The organism is Rhizobium sp. 01N48, assembly GCF_056399145.1.
In genome coordinates, this window is sequence record NZ_JBFTQT010000008.1 from 116,040 (window position 1) to 132,617 (window position 16,578).

General features: G+C 61.9%; 16 protein-coding genes. 9 read left to right on the plus strand and 7 right to left on the minus strand.

Going from position 1 to position 16,578, the window contains the following annotated elements:
• Positions 1 to 34 precede the first annotated feature (34 nt).
• The 3 genes from AC1DOG_RS16650 to AC1DOG_RS16660 all read right to left on the minus strand — a co-directional run bounded on the left by AC1DOG_RS16650 (position 35) and on the right by AC1DOG_RS16660 (position 1,554).
• The gene (locus AC1DOG_RS16650) at positions 35 to 433 is read right to left on the minus strand and encodes a type II toxin-antitoxin system VapC family toxin (RefSeq protein WP_047509652.1); all 399 of its coding nucleotides are present in this window, start codon (positions 431 to 433) and stop codon (positions 35 to 37) included.
• Entirely contained in the window at positions 430 to 690 is a 261-nt protein-coding gene (locus AC1DOG_RS16655; protein ID WP_018901933.1) for a type II toxin-antitoxin system Phd/YefM family antitoxin, read from the minus strand. The genes AC1DOG_RS16650 and AC1DOG_RS16655 overlap by 4 nt, the downstream gene beginning before the upstream one ends.
• Positions 691 to 762: 72 nt before the next feature.
• Positions 763 to 1,554 carry a creatininase family protein gene (locus AC1DOG_RS16660; RefSeq protein WP_477929523.1) on the minus strand — a complete coding sequence of 264 codons (792 nt, stop codon included), beginning with the start codon at positions 1,552 to 1,554 and terminating at the stop codon, positions 763 to 765.
• Positions 1,555 to 1,739: 185 nt separating this feature from the next.
• On the opposite strand from AC1DOG_RS16660, the gene AC1DOG_RS16665 reads away from it, so the two are divergent.
• The 4 genes from AC1DOG_RS16665 (at position 1,740) to AC1DOG_RS16680 (ending at position 5,737) form a co-directional block, all read left to right on the plus strand.
• Positions 1,740 to 2,252 carry a MarR family winged helix-turn-helix transcriptional regulator gene (locus AC1DOG_RS16665; RefSeq protein ID WP_026283624.1) on the plus strand — a complete coding sequence of 171 codons (513 nt, stop codon included), beginning with the start codon at positions 1,740 to 1,742 and terminating at the stop codon, positions 2,250 to 2,252.
• Between the two features lie 136 nt (positions 2,253 to 2,388).
• Positions 2,389 to 3,411 carry a LacI family DNA-binding transcriptional regulator gene (locus AC1DOG_RS16670; RefSeq protein ID WP_018901930.1) on the plus strand — a complete coding sequence of 341 codons (1,023 nt, stop codon included), beginning with the start codon at positions 2,389 to 2,391 and terminating at the stop codon, positions 3,409 to 3,411.
• A gap of 56 nt (positions 3,412 to 3,467) precedes the next feature.
• On the plus strand, positions 3,468 to 4,415 hold the full coding sequence (locus AC1DOG_RS16675) for a 2-hydroxyacid dehydrogenase (protein ID WP_477929526.1): 948 nt from the start codon (positions 3,468 to 3,470) through the stop codon (positions 4,413 to 4,415).
• 320 nt (positions 4,416 to 4,735) lie between these two features.
• Complete coding sequence (locus AC1DOG_RS16680) at positions 4,736 to 5,737, plus strand: adenylate/guanylate cyclase domain-containing protein (RefSeq protein WP_477929699.1); 1,002 nt, start codon at positions 4,736 to 4,738, stop codon at positions 5,735 to 5,737.
• A gap of 69 nt (positions 5,738 to 5,806) precedes the next feature.
• Here the strand turns inward: AC1DOG_RS16680 and AC1DOG_RS16685 are convergent, their stop codons facing one another.
• Positions 5,807 to 6,586, minus strand: coding sequence for a gamma-glutamyl-gamma-aminobutyrate hydrolase family protein (locus tag AC1DOG_RS16685; protein WP_477929527.1), 780 nt, complete (start codon positions 6,584 to 6,586; stop codon positions 5,807 to 5,809).
• Positions 6,587 to 6,877: 291 nt separating this feature from the next.
• Here AC1DOG_RS16685 and AC1DOG_RS16690 point away from each other — a divergent pair, with 291 nt between their 5' ends.
• Positions 6,878 to 7,984 carry a TRAP transporter substrate-binding protein gene (locus tag AC1DOG_RS16690; RefSeq protein ID WP_477929529.1) on the plus strand — a complete coding sequence of 369 codons (1,107 nt, stop codon included), beginning with the start codon at positions 6,878 to 6,880 and terminating at the stop codon, positions 7,982 to 7,984.
• A 192-nt stretch (positions 7,985 to 8,176) separates the two neighbouring features.
• Here the strand turns inward: AC1DOG_RS16690 and AC1DOG_RS16695 are convergent, their stop codons facing one another.
• The gene (locus AC1DOG_RS16695; RefSeq protein ID WP_477929531.1) at positions 8,177 to 9,685 is read right to left on the minus strand and encodes a TRAP transporter large permease; all 1,509 of its coding nucleotides are present in this window, start codon (positions 9,683 to 9,685) and stop codon (positions 8,177 to 8,179) included.
• Between the two features lie 21 nt (positions 9,686 to 9,706).
• Entirely contained in the window at positions 9,707 to 10,246 is a 540-nt protein-coding gene (locus AC1DOG_RS16700; protein ID WP_113197887.1) for a TRAP transporter small permease subunit, read from the minus strand.
• 331 nt (positions 10,247 to 10,577) lie between these two features.
• Here AC1DOG_RS16700 and AC1DOG_RS16705 point away from each other — a divergent pair, with 331 nt between their 5' ends.
• The 4 genes from AC1DOG_RS16705 to AC1DOG_RS16720 all read left to right on the plus strand — a co-directional run bounded on the left by AC1DOG_RS16705 (position 10,578) and on the right by AC1DOG_RS16720 (position 14,799).
• A complete protein-coding gene (locus tag AC1DOG_RS16705; RefSeq protein ID WP_113009249.1) occupies positions 10,578 to 12,884 on the plus strand; it encodes a putative bifunctional diguanylate cyclase/phosphodiesterase in 2,307 nt (768 codons plus the stop codon).
• Positions 12,885 to 13,073: 189 nt separating this feature from the next.
• Entirely contained in the window at positions 13,074 to 13,826 is a 753-nt protein-coding gene (locus tag AC1DOG_RS16710; protein ID WP_113009250.1) for an N-acyl amino acid synthase FeeM domain-containing protein, read from the plus strand.
• Between the two features lie 174 nt (positions 13,827 to 14,000).
• The gene (locus AC1DOG_RS16715) at positions 14,001 to 14,225 is read left to right on the plus strand and encodes an aa3-type cytochrome c oxidase subunit IV (protein WP_477929534.1); all 225 of its coding nucleotides are present in this window, start codon (positions 14,001 to 14,003) and stop codon (positions 14,223 to 14,225) included.
• 226 nt (positions 14,226 to 14,451) lie between these two features.
• Positions 14,452 to 14,799 carry a DoxX family protein gene (locus tag AC1DOG_RS16720; protein WP_477929536.1) on the plus strand — a complete coding sequence of 116 codons (348 nt, stop codon included), beginning with the start codon at positions 14,452 to 14,454 and terminating at the stop codon, positions 14,797 to 14,799.
• Between the two features lie 19 nt (positions 14,800 to 14,818).
• On the opposite strand, the gene AC1DOG_RS16725 is transcribed toward AC1DOG_RS16720, so the two are convergent.
• On the minus strand, positions 14,819 to 16,477 hold the full coding sequence (locus AC1DOG_RS16725; RefSeq protein ID WP_477929538.1) for a sensor histidine kinase: 1,659 nt from the start codon (positions 16,475 to 16,477) through the stop codon (positions 14,819 to 14,821).
• Positions 16,478 to 16,578 lie beyond the last annotated feature (101 nt).

Sequence of the window (16,578 nt, forward strand, 5' to 3'; positions counted from 1 at the left end):
CAGTTCAAAGGGATTCGTATGTTATAAGATCACATTAGGATGTGGCGCGCGGAATCGCCGATTTCACGTCGGTCTTTGAGAAGTCGTTGCCGATGTAGAGCAGCGGGCAATCGAACTCCTTGGCGGTGGCATAAGAGAAGCAATCGCCGAAGTTAAGATAGGCTGGGTGAAAGCCTTTGCCCCACGAGCGATAGGCGTCCGCTGCAAGTTCGGCGCGGATTGATGTCAGCTCCACGATCTCAGTGACTGATGTCTCGATGATATAGCGCATATCGGCTGAGATGCCTCGCCCTTCAGCCACGATCAGCGCCTCCGTCACGGTTGCCGCTGACATCAGTATCTCCCGCTCTCGCTCCAGGATAGCCTGGCACTGTTCTGCGGCCGGCTCGCTCGCGATGAAGGCCATGAGTGCTGATGTGTCGACCACAATCACTTCGGCAGACCGTACTCGTCATACAGAAAGTCCTGGCTGTGAGCGGCGTCGGGACCCGGGGGAAGATCCATCTTTCTGACGCGCTCCCTGACCTCATTGAAGATTCGTGACTTCTCTTCTGCGCTAAGGGGCTTTTTCAACGGTGTTATACGCGCGCTAGGGCGACCATCCTGCGTCAACACAATCTCTTCGCCCTGATTGGCTAGGCGGACCAGTTCTGTCAGCTGTCCTTCAGCCTCTTTCACGGAAATACGCATGCGGGCCTCCTGTGTCAGCCACTGCGATTGCAATCAATATGATGAAAACATCGGGCCGATACAAGCGGCCCGCTATGTCAGCGTGTCCACGTCGAAGGCGTCCACATCCTCCAGCAATTCCACCAGGCCCTTCACCGCGTGGGCGATCAGCGCGTCGCCTTTTTCGGCCGTTGCCTTGGCGGAGTTGCCGGCGACGCCTTTATCGTTGAGGTCGGACATCTTCCAGCCGAAGGCGTGGGGGCCGTAGGCGCGCAGGTGCTTGTAGCGGGCGGCGAAGTCGGATTGGCGGGAGGGGAAGTTTTCGGCTTTCGACATGTCCACCTTGTCCGGGTGCAGCGCCAGCATCACCGAGGTCTCGATATCGCCGCCGTGGATGTCGATCGCCTTTTCTTCCGGCGAGATCACCCCAGCGGGCAGGCCAAAGCGGGTCCAGCTGGTGGCGACGGCGAGCATGTTGAAGCGCACGCGGGCTTCAGTCGCGACAACAGTCATCAGCGGGGAGTTGCCGCCATGAGCGTTGAGCATGACGAACTTGCGGATGCCCTGCCGCGACAGTTTCCCGGCGATGCCGAGCCAGCGCTCGATCGCCTCGCCGTAGGATAGCGTTTGCGTTCCTGTCACATCCATATGCTCGATTGAGTAGCCGACTGATTCCGTCGGCAGGAAGGTCACCGGAAGCTTTTTAGGAAGCGCGGTTTTGAGCCTGCTAACGATGCCGTTGGCGATCAGCGTATCCGTGTCGGAGGGAAGGTGGGGGCCGTGCTGTTCATGGGCGCCGAGCGGCAGGACAACGATGTGCCGGTCGCGCTCCGCACCAGAAAATTGCGGATCGTGGTCGTCGAACTCGGTCGCTGGCGCGTTCATCCGGCTAAGGCCTCTTGTTTATGACGAGATCATGCGCAATGTCATAACGCAACGATCTCAATGCTTAATGCATAAGCCTTTAAATCAAAATGGATTTGGAGGAAGGCTTAGGCGCCAAATGAAACTGTTGCCGTCCCTCACAACCTCAATTGGGTGCAGGGCGCGGCAAGATCAAAGGGACGGCAATGGGTAAGAAGCACAAGGACGGCAAGAAGCAGAAGTCGAAGAAGAAGGACCAGACCGAATATACGGTGGTCGATCTTTCGCCGGCTTTGACGCAGGCCGCCCGCTCCATGCGCACCGTGCTTTCCCGCAACCTTCTGGAGAGCGGGCTCTATGCCGGGCAGGATGGCGTCATCACGTCTCTCGCCGAAAGCGACGGCATGACGGCGGGCGCGCTGGCGCACAAGCTCGGCGTCAAGGCGCCGACCATGACGCGCACGATCGGCCGCATGGAGGCGCAGGGCTTTCTCGAGCGCAAGGCCGATGCCGACGACGCGCGCCTCACCAAGGTTTACCTCACCGATCTCGGCCGCGGCAGTGTTGCGGCCATCGAGCAGGCCGCGACAGCCTGCGACCGGCTGGCGACGCTCGATTTTTCCGAGAAGGAAATCCGCAATCTGGTGCGGCTCCTGAAGGCGATCGACGGCAATCTGCAGGCCGATGCCATCGTGCTCGACGAGCCGGATGAAATCTGACGGTTTTGTGAAATTAGAAATTGCCTGCTCCGGTTTAATCTTTTAATTAAACATTTTAAGGACGCTCGGCTCACAGCTGGCCGGGTGCATATGTTCATCGCGCGTCACAGTCCTTCCGCGCGATCCGGGAGGCACAGTGGCGCAGAAGATCAAGCTTTCGACGATCGCCGAAACGCTCGGCATTTCCACCGCAACCGTATCCCTTGCGCTTCGCGACAGCCCGCTGGTCGCCGGCGCCACCCGCGACAAGATCAAGGAACAGGCGCGCGCTCTCGGCTATATCTACAATCGCCGCGCCGCCAGCCTGCGCACCTCGCGCTCGGGCATCATCGGCGTCGTCGTGCATGACATCATGAACCCGTTCTACGGGGAAATCCTGAAGGCGATTGAAAGCGAGCTCGACCGCAGCCGGCACACTTTCATTCTCTCTAATCATTACGATTCCGTCGAAAAGCAGCGCACCTTCATCGAGACGCTGCTGCAGCTCGGCGGCGATGGCGTCATCATGTCGCCGGCGATCGGTACGCCGCCGGAGGACATGCAGCTTGCCGAGGATAACGGCATGCCGGCCATTCTCGTCGCCCGCTCCATGGACGGATCGGAGCTGCCGACCTATCGCGGCGACGACAGCTACGGCATCTCGCTTGCCACCAACCATCTGATCGGCCTCGGCCACCGCTCGATCGCCATGATCGGCGGCACCGACCAGACGTCCACCGGCCGCGACCGTTACCAGGGTTATGTCAACGCGCTGCGCAAGGCGGAGATCGAGGTCGATCCGGGCCTGCGCATTCCGGGCCCCCGCTCGATGCAGGGCGGCTTCGAGGCGGCGGTGCACTTCCTGTCGCTGCCGCAGAAACCGACTGCCGCCGTCTGCTGGAACGACCTGGTCGCCATCGGCCTGATGAACGGCATCGCCCGCGCCGGCCTGGTGCCAGGCACCGACATTTCCGTTACCGGCTATGACGATCTCGAGGAGGCGTCGATCTCGATGCCGGCGCTGACAACCGTGTGGAACGGCCAGGCGGAAGTCGGCCGGCTCGCCGCCCGCGCGCTGCTCGATCGCCTCGCCGGCAGCCACGAACCCGACGGCATCCATCTCATCAAGCCCGAGATGCGCATCCGCCAATCGACCAGCCCCTTCCGGCCCCGGTCATAATCCCCGCCCTTTATCCCAAGCTCCAAGGGCGCGCGACAAATCGAAGAGGAAAAGCAATGTCCCGTACCGCTGTTCTCGTTCCGGGGAAAATGCACGAGCGCGTTCTGGCACGCCTGAAGGAAGGCTTTGACGTCATCGAGGCTGACGCCAAGTCGCTCGACGCGCAGACCGCAGGCCGCATTCGCGGTGTCGCCGTATCCGGCACCTTCTCCGCCGCCGATATCGATGCGCTGCCCAATCTGGAGCTGATTTCCAGCTTCGGCGTCGGCTATGACAATGTCGATGCCAAGCATGCGGCGACCAAGGGCGTGGTGGTGACGAACACGCCTGACGTCCTCAACGACGAAGTGGCCGACACAGCGATCGGGCTGCTGCTCAACACCATCCGCGAATTTCCGCGCGCCGAAAACTGGCTGCGCGCCGGCAACTGGAAGCCGGGGCAGGGCTATCCGCTGTCGCGCTTCTCGCTGAAGGGCCGCCATGTCGGCTTCTACGGCCTTGGCCGCATCGGCCAGGAGATCGCCAAGCGGCTGGAGCCGTTCAAGGTGAAAATCAGCTACCACACGCGCTCGCGCAACGAGGCGCTGCCTTATGATCACTATCCGACGCTGGAAGGTCTCGCCGAAGCCGTCGATACGATGATCGCGATCGTCCCGAAGACACCGCAGACGCACAGAACCGTCAATGCCGATATCCTGAAGGCGCTCGGGCCGGATGGCGTATTCGTCAATGTCGGGCGCGGCTGGACCGTCGATGAGGATGCGCTTGTTGAGGCGCTGTCCTCCGGTGCCTTGGGTGCTGCGGGTCTCGATGTGTTCTACGACGAACCGAACGTTCCAGCGGCTCTGATGGCGCTCCCCAACGCCGTGCTCTTGCCGCATCTCGCCTCGGGCTCGGTTCCGACCCGCAATGCGATGGCTGATCTGGTGGTCGACAATCTGGTTGGGTGGTTCGATGCGCGCAAGCCGCTGACCCCCGTGGCCGAGACGCCTGTCAAGGGTTGATGGGTTTGGGGCGGTGCTTGCTACGAGCCCGCTCACCTCTCCGCCTTCATTCTCGCCCTTGTGGCGGGAATCCAGCCGACGCGCGTCCGCGCGGCGGGAGACTCTTTTTCTGACACGGCATGGGTTGGTTATTCACGGCGCAGACGCGCCGTGGCTGGATCCCCACCACAAGGGTGAGGATGAGGGCGTTTGGGGTTGCCGTTTGCGCACAACGCTCGCCTAAGCCGTTCACCAAGCGCACAAGAGTGGGCTCCGTGCGCGTTTGCCTCCGGCGCGCCGTGGTGTGTAAGATGCAGCGCCAGGATTCGACGCACGAAACCATGCGAGAGGGAGCCGAGGTGGCGGATAGTTCGGGTGAGACGCAGCGCAAGCTGACGACGATCTTTTCGGCGGATGTGCAGGACTATACGCGGCTGATGGGCGTCGACGAGGAGGGGACGCTCGATACGCTGAAGCGGTATCGCGACCGGATGTCCCGGCTGATTGAGGCGCATGGCGGACGGGTGGTCAATACCTGGGGCGATGGGCTGATCGCCGAGTTTCCGAGCGTGGTCGAGGCGGTGCGCGCCGCCGTCGACGTGCAGAACGAGCTCGCTGGGCTGAATGYCGCCCGGCCCACCGATGGCCGCATGCTGTTTCGCATCGGCATCAACCTTGGCGACGTGATCGTCGAGGGCAGCGATATCTATGGCGACGGCGTCAATATCGCCGCGCGGCTGCAGGCACAGGCGCCGGCCGGCGGCGTGGTGATTTCGAACACGGTTTACGACCAGGTGCGCAACAAGGTGGCGGTCGGGTTCGATTTCCTCGGGCCGCTTAACGTGAAGAACGTGGCCGAGGCGGTGCCGAGCTATGCCGTCAGGATCGGGGAAGGTGCTGGCGATGCGGCGGCGGGGCATGTGCGGGCCGTCGGGTCGCCTTCGGGTTCTGCGGCTCAATCGGCGGGGCCGGGGCCGTTGGCCGGTGATCGACCGGGTCCGTTGGCCGGCGTGTTGCCCGGTCAGCGCGGGGGGCAGAGCGTAGATCAACGGCGGAACCTTGCGGTGCTCGGCGTGATCGCGGCAGCACTCGTCGTCATCAACACGCTGACATGGCACGGTGTCTTCTGGGCCGCTTGGCCGCTCTTGGCGTTGGCCTATGTCGCGGCCATGCGCTGGGCGCATCTACAGGAGCGGTTCGATCCACGGCTTGTGTCGCTCGCCATCTCGGCGCTCGGGCTGATCGGCATCAACCTTCTCTCCTGGCACGGCAATTTCTGGGCAATCTGGCCGCTTCTTGCCATCGCCGTCGTGGCTGGTCTGCGCTGGGCGCGGCGGGGCTAAAGCATGTCGCGCAAAAGTGTGCAGCGTTTTTGCGGCGACGACATGCGATGAAAAAGACTTTTTCTCGGCCTACGCCACCACCTTCGCGGCCTTGGCCGGCAGCTTGGTCGCTGCATAGTCGCGGACGGCGTCCCCGAAGGCGGTGAAGAGCTGGTTGGAGGGCTTGTCGGTTTCGGCCCAGTATTCGGGATGCCATTGCACGCCGACGGCAAAGGCTTTTGCGTCGATGACGGAGACGGCTTCGACCGTGCCGTCTTCGGCGACCGCTTCCACGGCAAGGCGGGGCGCTGTCTCGGCGATCGCCTGGCGGTGTAGCGAGTTCACCTTGATCTCGCCCGATCCGACGATGCCAGCAATACAAGAGCCTTCGCGAACGATGACGTTCTGGCGGATGGCGTACATGCCGTCTCGGTCGACATTATCGGGCTTGCGGTGGTCCCAGATGCCGGGCTGGTCCTGGATTTCGCTGGCGAGCGTGCCGCCGAGCGCGACGTTCAATTCCTGGATGCCGCGGCAGATGGCGAGCAGCGGAATGGCGCGGTCGATGGCGCGGCGGATGAGCGGCAGCGAGGTGGCGTCGCGGGCCGGATCGAAGGGGCCGTCGGCTTCGGTCGCTTCCTTGCCGTAGCGCGCGGGGTGGACGTTGCTGGCCGAGCCGGAGACCAGCACGCCGTCGACGCGGTCGAGAATGGCGTCGATGTCGTAACCTTCCTCGAAGGCCGGGATGATGAAGGCCATGACGCCCGAGGCGTTGAGAGCCGCGCGGACATATTGGTGCTGCACGGCATGCCAGGTGGCGCCGTCAAAGCTGCGGATATCGGCGGGAACGGCGACGATAGGCTTGGTCATTGTCTATCCTGAGGGCGATCATCTCTTGCCAATGAGAGAAACCAGAACGGCTTTCCTGTCAACGTGTGCCTGATGTGCCCGGCCAAATTGCGGCAAGGCCGTGCGCCGGCCTCGCTCCATCCATGGCTAAGCGGCTGATTCCGATCGAAATGCTGTACTCGCCATATTGGTGTCGTGATCCCAAAGACTAATAGGCCGGCGCTTGAATCACCTGCGTCCGCATGCTTAGCTTCCCTCGTTCCGCGGGTGGGGAGAGTTTGGCCCCGCAGAACCAACAATGGGAGGTTTTTGATGGATCGTCGTTCATTCTTCAAGAAGGCAGGAACAGCGGGCGTCGGCGCCGTTGCTGCCTCGGCTCTGGCGGCCCCCGCCATCGCCCAGGAAAATCCGAAGATCGCCTGGCGCATGACGTCGTCGTTTCCGAAGAGCCTGGACACGATCTATGGCGCAGCCGACGATATCGCCAAGCATCTGGCCGCATCGACCGACGGCAACTTCACTATCCAGCCCTTTGCCGCCGGCGAGATCATTCCCGGCCTGCAGGCAGCCGATGCCGTCAGCGCCGGAACGGTAGAAGCGGCGCACACCTGCTCCTATTACTTCGTCGGCAAGGACCCGACCTACGCGATCGGGACCGCCATCCCCTTCGGGCTTAACGGGCGCCTCACCAATGCCTGGTTCTACGAGGGCAACGGCAACACGCTGATGAACGAATTCTACGCCACGCAGGGCATTTACGGCCTGCCGGCGGGCAATACCGGCGCCCAGATGGGCGGCTGGTTCCGCAAGGAAATCAATACGCTGGATGATCTGAAGGGCGTGAAGATGCGCATCGCCGGCCTCGCCGGCCAGGTGATCAGCAAGCTCGGCGTCATACCGCAGCAGATTGCCGGCGGCGATATCTATCCGGCGCTGGAAAAGGGCACGATCGACGCTTCCGAGTTCGTCGGCCCCTATGACGATCTGAAGCTCGGCCTGCACAAGGTCGCGAAGTATTACTACTATCCCGGCTGGTGGGAGGGTGGCCCGACCGTGCACGCCTTCTTCAACCTGGAAAAGTGGAACAGCCTGCCGAAGCACTATCAGGCAGCGCTCACTGACGCCTGCGCCTTCGCCAACACCAACATGATGGCGAAGTACGACATGAAGAACCCGCCGGCGCTGAAGCAGCTGGTCTCCGAGGGCGCGACGCTCAGGCCGTTCAGCCAGGAGATCATGGAAGCCTGCTTCCAGGCTTCGCTTGGGATCTACGCCGAGATTTCGGCGTCCAATCCCTACTTCAAGAAGATCTACGAGGACCAGACGGCGTTCAAGCGCGATGCGTATCYATGGATGCAGCTGTCGGAATATACGTTCGATACGTTCATGATGATCCAGCAGCGGGCTGGGAAGATTTAAGCTGAATTCCTGAAAAGTCCCCTCCCCAACCCCTCCCCACAAGGGGGAGGGGCTTAACTCGTTGCGCCCTCTTGCCCTACCATAAGCGCCCTTTTTGCGGAGACGTTGAATCTTGGTTAGCCCCTCCCCCTTGTGGGGAGGGGTTGGGGAGGGGACTTCTTGAAGGTTGGGGAGGGAACTTCTGTCAAATCCCTACTTGATCACCGGCGGCTGGCTCAAATCCGGCTGCGCAGGCTTCACCTGTGCCGGCGGTTGCCCCGGCAATCCATTCATCGGCGGCAGCGACAGGCCGGGCATGCCGGGTGGGGTGCCAAACCCGTTGCCGCCAAAACCGGGGACCTCGATCTTGATCGTGTTCAGATCCACCTCCGGCCCCTTCTTCAGCCAGTAGGTTACCGATTGCGGCCAGAAGATCACGATGGCGACGAGGATGAGCTGCATGCCGACCCAGGGCAGGGCGCCCATGTAGATGTCCGAGGTCTTGACGCTGCGGTCGGCGATCGAGCGCAGATAGAAGAGCGCGAAGCCGAAGGGCGGGTGCATGAAGCTCGTCTGCATGTTGACGCAGATGAGGACGCCGAACCAGATCAGGTCGATGCCGAGTGCGGAGGCAACCGGGGCCAGCATCGGGATGACGATGAAGGCGATCTCGAAGAAATCGAGGAAGAAGGCGAGCACGAAGATGAAGATGTTGACGAAGATCAGGAAGCCCACCGGGCCGCCAGGGATGCCAGACAGCATGTGCTCGATCCAGCGCGAGCCATCCATGCCCTGAAACACAAGGCTGAAGCAGGTGGAGCCGATCAGGATCATCACCACCATGGACGTGATGTGCATGGTGGAGCGCATCGCCTCCTGCATCAGCGGCCAGGTCAGGCGGCGGTGCATGGCGGCGAGTGCCATGGCGCCGACGACGCCGAGCGCGCCGGCTTCGGTCGGGGTCGCGAGACCCATGAAGATGGTGCCGAGGACGAGGAAGATCAGCACGATTGAGGGCACCATGCCCGACAGCACCTTGAAGAGCAGCGCCCAGGTGAAATCGCCGCGCACCTCCTTGGGAAGCGGCGGCACGGAGGCGGGTTTTACGATCGACAGGATCAGGATGTAGATCATGAAGATCGCCACCTGCAGGATCGAGGGGCCGATGGCGCCGAGATACATGTCGCCCACGGACTTGCCGAGCTGGTCGGCGAGAACGACGAGGACGAGCGAGGGCGGGATGACCTGGGTGATAGTGCCGGATGCGGCAATCACGCCGGTGGCGAGCCTCGGGCTATAGCCGTAGCGCAGCATGATGGGCAGCGAGATGACGCCCATGGTGATGACGGAGGCGGCGACCGTTCCGGTGATGGCGCCGAGCACCGCGCCGACGAGGATGACCGCATAGGCGAGGCCGCCGGGGATGCGGCCGAAGAGCTTGCCCATGCCCTCGAGCAGATCTTCCGCCAGGCCGCAACGCTCCAGGATCGCGCCCATGAAGGTGAAGAAGGGAATGGCGAGCAGGAGATCGTTGGAGACGATGCCGAAGAAGCGCAATGGGAGCGCCTGCAGGAAGGCTTCGCTGAAATGGCCGGTGGCGACGCCGATGATGCCGAAGAACAGGCCGACGGCGGCCAGCGAAAAGGCCACCGGGAAACCGTAGAGCATGAACAGGACCATGCCTACGAACATGGCCGGCGGAATGATGCCGAAATCGAACAATGGCTTTCCTCCCGGTCGCGGTTACTGCAGCGGCTTTTCGTACTTGGTCTCGACGACCAAATGACCCGTCAGCGCGGCGATGCGCTTGATCAGCTCGGAGAAGCCCTGCAGCGTCAAAAGGCCGAAGCCCGCGACAAGGATGAGCTTGACGGGCCAGCGGATCAGACCGCCGGCGTTAGAGGAGACCTCGTGCTGGACATAGGAGAGCCAGAAGAAGGGCCAGCAGAGCCATGTGAGGAAGATGCAGGCCGGAAGCAGGAAGACGATCAGCCCGATCGTATCGATCCACAGACGTGCCCGGTCGGACACCGAGCCGTAGATCAGGTCGACGCGGACATGTTCGTTCATTCTGAGCGTGTGGGCGGCACCGAGCACGACGACGAAGGCGAAGAGATACCACTGGATTTCAAGCCAGCCGTTGGAGCTGTAGTTGAAGGTGTAGCGGATCAGTGCGTTGGCGGCGCTGATCAGGCAACAGAACAGCACCATATATTCGGACAGCTTGCCCATGAACTGGCTGACAGCATCGATCAGCCGGCTGGCGGCTAGAAAAACCGGCATGCCTTTCCCCCTCCTATTTCATGGGTTTTACCCCATGCTCTCCCACCTCAAGTGGTAGATCAGGGACCCTGAAATTGAAAGCGGAAAGCCCGGATGTTGGATTATAGTCTTATATCGCGGGCGAACCGCCAGCCGCACTTGCTGGCTGCAAAGACGACAACCTGTGGATGGGCCGCCTCATTGTGAAACATCCCCGGGAAGCTGCAAAAACTGCCGATTCCCGCCCATGTTCTCGCTAAGATTGTAGAAAAATCAACAAAATGTGTGGGTGACCTGAAATCAATTTTTAAAGGGTTGGCGGTAGGGTGCTGCGGTACAGGGAAAATATTGGATGAAGCCAGATAGCCCGAGCAGGGTCCCTACGGATGTATATCTCTCGTTTGTGAGTTCCCTCTCGGGAAACCGCATGACGCTGCTCGCCGGTGTCATCGTTCACATCGCGACCTGCCTGGCCATTGCCTTCAAGACCGGCACCACCCTCTACCTCTGGCTTGCCGCGGGCTTTCTCCTCGTCTTCTGCGCACGCATGATCATTTTCCGCCAGTTCGACCGCGTCGACAAGCAGACGCTGACGCATGCCGGCATCGAGCATTGGGAGCGGATCCTGGTCGCCGGGGCTGCCTGCACGACGACGTTGCTCGGTATCTGCAGCGGCTATGCGATCTTCATGGTGCACGACAGCTTCTCGGAGCTCGCCAGCATCTCGGTGACGATGGCGACGATGGTCTCGGTCGTCGGGCGCAACTACGGGTCGCGCATGGCGGTCGACCTGCAGACCTTCTCCTGCTGCCTGCCGATGATCATCTGCAGCCTGATGGCGATGGATTTCTATCGCGGCATCCTGTCCATCTTCCTCGTTCCCTTCTGGCTGACCACCCGGGCAATGGCCAACGGCGTGCGCGAGTTCCTTTACGAGAACGTCATCGCGCGGCGCGAGATCACCTCGATCGCCGACCGGTTCGACACCGCGCTCAACAACATGCCGCACGGGCTTGTCATGGTGGACGCGGAAAACCGTATCCAGGTGGTGAACCGCAAGGCCTGCGAACTCCTGAAGATCGGTGCGCCGGACCGGTTGAAGGACCGCGATCTCGGCGCCGTGCTGCGCTATGGCGCACGCTACAATTTCATGGATTCCTCGCAGCCGGAGCTTATCCTGCGGCAGATGACGCATGTCGCCGAGGGCAAGCTGTCGCGCATGCTCATCCATTTTCCGGAAGACCTGTCGCTCGAGTTCTCCGCCAGCCGCCGCGCCGATGGCGGCGCCGTGCTGATCTTCGAGGACGTGTCGAGCCGCGTAAAGGCCGAGCAGAAAATCCTGCACATGGTGCGCTACGACGCGCTGACAGGCCTGCCGAACCGCGAATATTTCAGCCACCTCGTCCAGGATTACCTGAACAAGCATCCGAAGAAGCGCGGCCCGCTCGGCTTCATGGTTCTCGACATCGACGAGTTCAAGCATGTCAACGACATGCGCGGCCACATCACCGGCGACCGGCTGCTCTGCGCCATCGCCAACCGCATCGAGGAGCGCTCGCGCAAGGCGATCGTCGGCCGCCTGATGGGCGACCAGTTCATCCTGTTCTTCCCGCACGCCAAGGATGCGGAAGCGATGGATGCGGAGATCCGCCGCGTTCATGCCGAAATCCAGGGGAACTACGAGGCCGACGACGTCACCTTCCTGGTGTCGCTCTCGGCCGGCTTCGCCATCCTCGAAAGCGATGCCTTCGCGATGGACGAATGGAGCATCAAGGCGGATCTGGCGCTGTTCGAGAGCAAGTCCAAGGAGCGCGGCGGCATTTCCGGCTTCGAGCGCGAGATGGACGGCCGCTATATCGAAAAGCAGAAGCTGAAGGCGGACCTGCGCGAGGCTGTGGCTGCCGGCGGTCTCAACATCGCCTACCAGCCGATGTTCAAGGCCGATGGCTCGCGCATCGAATGCGCCGAGGCGCTGGCGCGCTGGGTGCATCCGGAGAAGGGGGCCATCCCGCCGGATGTGTTCATCCGTCTTGCCGAGGACATGGGCATCATCTCCGACATCACGCGCTTCATCCTCATGAAGGCCTGCATGGACTGCATGACGTGGCCGGATCACATCGCGGTTTCCGTCAACCTTTCGGCGCGCGACCTGCGCGACAACGATATTCTCGCCGTCGTCTCGCAAGCACTGAAGAATTCCGGCCTGAGCCCTGATCGGCTGCACCTCGAAATCACCGAGAGCTGCCTGATCGACGAGCCGGCAGCGGTGCGGGCGATCCTGGCGGAACTGCGCAACAGCGGTATCACCATCGCCATCGACGATTTCGGCACCGGCTTCTCCAGCCTCAGCTACCTCGACACGCTGCCGCTCGACATCATCAAGATCGACCGCTCGTTCCTGCGCAACATCGTGGAGGACGGCCGCCGTCTGAAGCTTCTGCGCGGGACGGTCAACCTTGCCCGCGAACTCGGGCTCAAGATCGTCACCGAAGGTGTCGAGACCACCGAGCAGCTGGCGTTGCTCAACAAGTACCGGGCGACCGATCTCGTCCAGGGCTACGTCTTCTCGCCGCCAGTGCCGTCGCAGAACATCGCGCTGCTGCAGGAGGCGATTGGCCGCCGTACGCCGGTGCCGCGCCGCCGCAACAACGTCGCCTGATCCTTCATCCCACCACTTCTGATAGCCGCTGACGCCGTCCGCTTTGCAACCGGGCGGCTTTTTAGTCATTCCTTAATGATTGCGGCACGTTAACCTTAACAACTTAAATACGATTAAATTTATCTTAAAATCTTGCGTTCCGGGCCGTAATCGTATGATTAATAAGCCGTTAACGAACGGACGGGCAAAATGTCAGGATCACATTCCAACGTAAGTGATTTCAGCCGCAAGATTCTTGAAGTTCTCGATAATGTCGAATACCGCCGCGTTGAAAGCAACGAGGACCTGGCACAGGTGGAACGCCTGCGCTACAAGGCCTACAAGGCGCACGACGTGCTGGCGCTGGCTCCCAAGGGCCTGCTCGACGACAGCGATTTCGACAGCCATGCCTATGTTTTCGGACTGTACTATTATGGGGAGATGGTGAGCACCGTCAGGATACATTATGTGACACCCGACCATCGGCTCAGCCAATCGGGCGGAGCATTCCCCTGGGCGATGGATGCGATGCTCGACGCCGGGCTGACGCTGATCGACCCGGCGCGCTTCGCCGCCGATCCCGAGATGACGGCGGATCTCTCCTGGATCCCCTATCTCACGCTGCGCCCCTCGATCGTTGCCGCGGCCTATTTCCGCGCCAGCCGGGTGCTGCAATTCTGCCGACCGCCGCATGCCGCCTTCTACAAGCGCGTCTTCTATGCCGACACCATCGTGCCCGGCCAGCTGGCGAAGAACTACGGCATCGACATGACGCTGATGGCAACGAACGTGATCGAGGTCGGGCGCAAGCTTTTGACGCGCTATCCGTTCTTCATCTCCAGCGCCAGCGAACAGCGGATGATGTTCTCGCGCAACCCGAACGACACGCTGCCGCCGCTGACCATCATTCCGACGGCGCGCTTCGTGCCCGCGGGCCAGTTCGGCACCGATCTGCCGCTCTGAGGCAATCCAACACGATGCATGGGAAAGCCGCGTGGCCGCGGCATTCTCATGCATTGCGCTTTTCCAGGCTTTGTGTAATTCCTCTAGCGGAACATTTGCGCGTGGGAGCGCGCGGATGAGAAAGTCATGCGGCCGCATCGTGATGCGGGCCGGGGTTTCAGGGAGATGACAAGCATGGCCGAGCACAATACCGGACCCGCAGAAGTCGGCGCGCCGATGGACTATCCAGCGCACGAGCAGACCTACAACATGTTCCTGGCGGCCGGGAAGTTCGGCACGCTGTTCCTCATTGCGCTGCTGCTCGGCATGACCGCCGGCTTCTTCGCCGGCGCCGGCCTGCTCGGCGGCATCGTGGTGCTGTTGATCGTGTTCATCGCCGGCCTCGTGCTGCTGCGCTAATCAGCCACCGACATCAGATCGACGTATCGAGAGCAAGGCGGGAATGCGTTTCCCGCCTTTGCGCGTGTATTCGCTTGCCAATTATTGCAACATGCGGTTTCATTCGTCATTGCGGCATCGTTCAAGTGCATTCCTTGCAAAGCAACTCGGTTTTGATGGGTGTCACAGATGGCTTTTACACATGGATCGTGAAGTCTCTATCTTCAGTGTCATTGCTGGGTGGGGCTTGAGCGCGCTTGTTTGCGTGGCGTTGCTTGCCGATGCCGGCATCAATCTGTTTGCGCCGCAGATGCTGGCGACCGACATGGCCGCATCAGGGTTCCCGCCCGAACTCGCGACCACGCTCGGGCTTATCATCCTCGTCTGCGTCGTGCTTTACGCCATTCCGGCAACGGCTGCGCTCGGCGCCGTCATGATAACGGGGTTTCTCGGCGGAGCGATCAGCATTCACTTCCGGCTCGGCGAAATCTTCTCGCCGCCGCAGCTGATATGTCTGATGCTTGGCGTGCTGGCGTGGGGTGGTCTCTATCTGCGTGATGCGCGGATCAGGAACATCATTCCTATCCGCCTTTGAGGCTGTGTACGATCGGGCTTCAGTCCCGCTGCAGCACGCGGCGCGGCGCCGTCAGTTCCCAGCGCAAGCCTTCTGGGCGGAAGTCGACATGGACGCTGCCGCTGAAGGCAGCGGCGGCATGGTTCTTGATGACTGTCGTGCCGAAGCCGGAGCGCTCGGGTGCTGTGACAGGCGGGCCATTTCGCTCGTCCCAGACGACGCGCAGCATCTCCTCGGTGTGCTCGTCTTCCTGGATGCTCTGCCAGTAGAGCCGGACACGGCCCTGAGGGACCGAGAGCGCACCGTACTTGATCGAGTTGGTGGCGAGCTCATGCAGGGTGAGGCCGAGGTTCTGCACGGCCTCGGGCTTCAGCATGAAATCGGTGCCGGTCACCTCGATCTGCTGCAAAGCGTGCGGGAAGGCTTCGAGGTGGATATCGATGACGCGGCGCAGCGACGCGCCTGCCCATTGCTCGCTGGTCAGAAGCTGGATGGAGCGCGCCAGCCCCTCAAGGCGATCGGCGACGGCTGCCTGATATTCCTCGACCGAGCTCGCCTGCCGGGCGATCTGGCGCATCATCGCCTGGGCGAGCGCAAGCAGGTTCTTGGTGCGGTGGACAAGCTCGTTCATGACGAAATGCAGCCGGTCTTCCGTCTGGCTGCGGTCGAAGGAGGCGTTGGAGAGCGCCACGGCCACGCGGTTGGCCTCGATCACGCTGGTTTCGATCGGGGCCACGATGTGGCCTTCGCCCATGCGGTTGGCCATATCGGCGATGGCGCGGATGGTGGTGCGCACCTGCCGGGCAACGATATAGGCGCCGAAGATGGCGACCAGAAGCAGGGCGATGCCGCCGATGATCAGGAAGCGCCATGTCGTGAGGATCGAGGCCTGAGCTGTGGCGACCGGTCCCCAGACCACGGCCTTCCACGACCAGCCGGGGATCTGCGCATAGCCGAGCAGAGCCTTCGGCATGACGACGCTGTCTTCGTAGACGCCGCTCGAATTGATCAGCTCAGGGAGGATGCGCGGGTCGAAAGGCTTGCCGAAGGCGAGATTGGTGGCGCCGGCCGAGGCGACCACATGGCCGCTCTGATCGAGGATCGCCGCCGACCAATCGGCCGCCAATCCTTCCGTCGAGACCAGCTTGGCGAGGTCCTTTGCATTCTGCGTGATGATCAGGGCGGCGACGTCGCCGACTTTGACGGGCATGGCGACGTTATAGACCCACTCGCTGCTGGTGCGGCCCATGAAGACGTCGGACGCCTCGATGCGGCCTGAGCGCATCACCGATTCGATAGATGGCATGTTGCCCACCTTGCCGAGCGGCGTGCCGTAATCGACGCGGGTGTTGAGGAGGAGCTGGCCAGATTTGTCCACCGCCAGCACATAGAGCGTATCGGCGCGCATCGCGGTTTCGGTGCGGTTGTGGAAGGCGGCGAAATCGTCGTGCTCGAGTTCGGGCGAGGTCGAGAGCAAGCGCAGCGTTGTCGCCATGTCCTGCAGCTGGCGGTCGACAGTGCGGGCAAGGGCGGTGGCGTCCTGCGCGGTCTCGCGCTTCAGGATCGAACGCTGGCTGTCTTCCAGCTGGCCGAGCAGCAGCGCCACCAGTGCGAAGATCGGCAGCGCCACGGCAACGGCCATCGCGATCAGGTATGTACCGATCGATGCCTTGGGGAAAAACCGCAGGCTACGCTTCATCGGCACCGGCATCGCTCGCAGGGCAAGCGGATGGCCGGGGACGCACGTTTCCAACCGGGAACAGCAAAGACTTCAATCACGACATCCGCCCTCAACGCGCC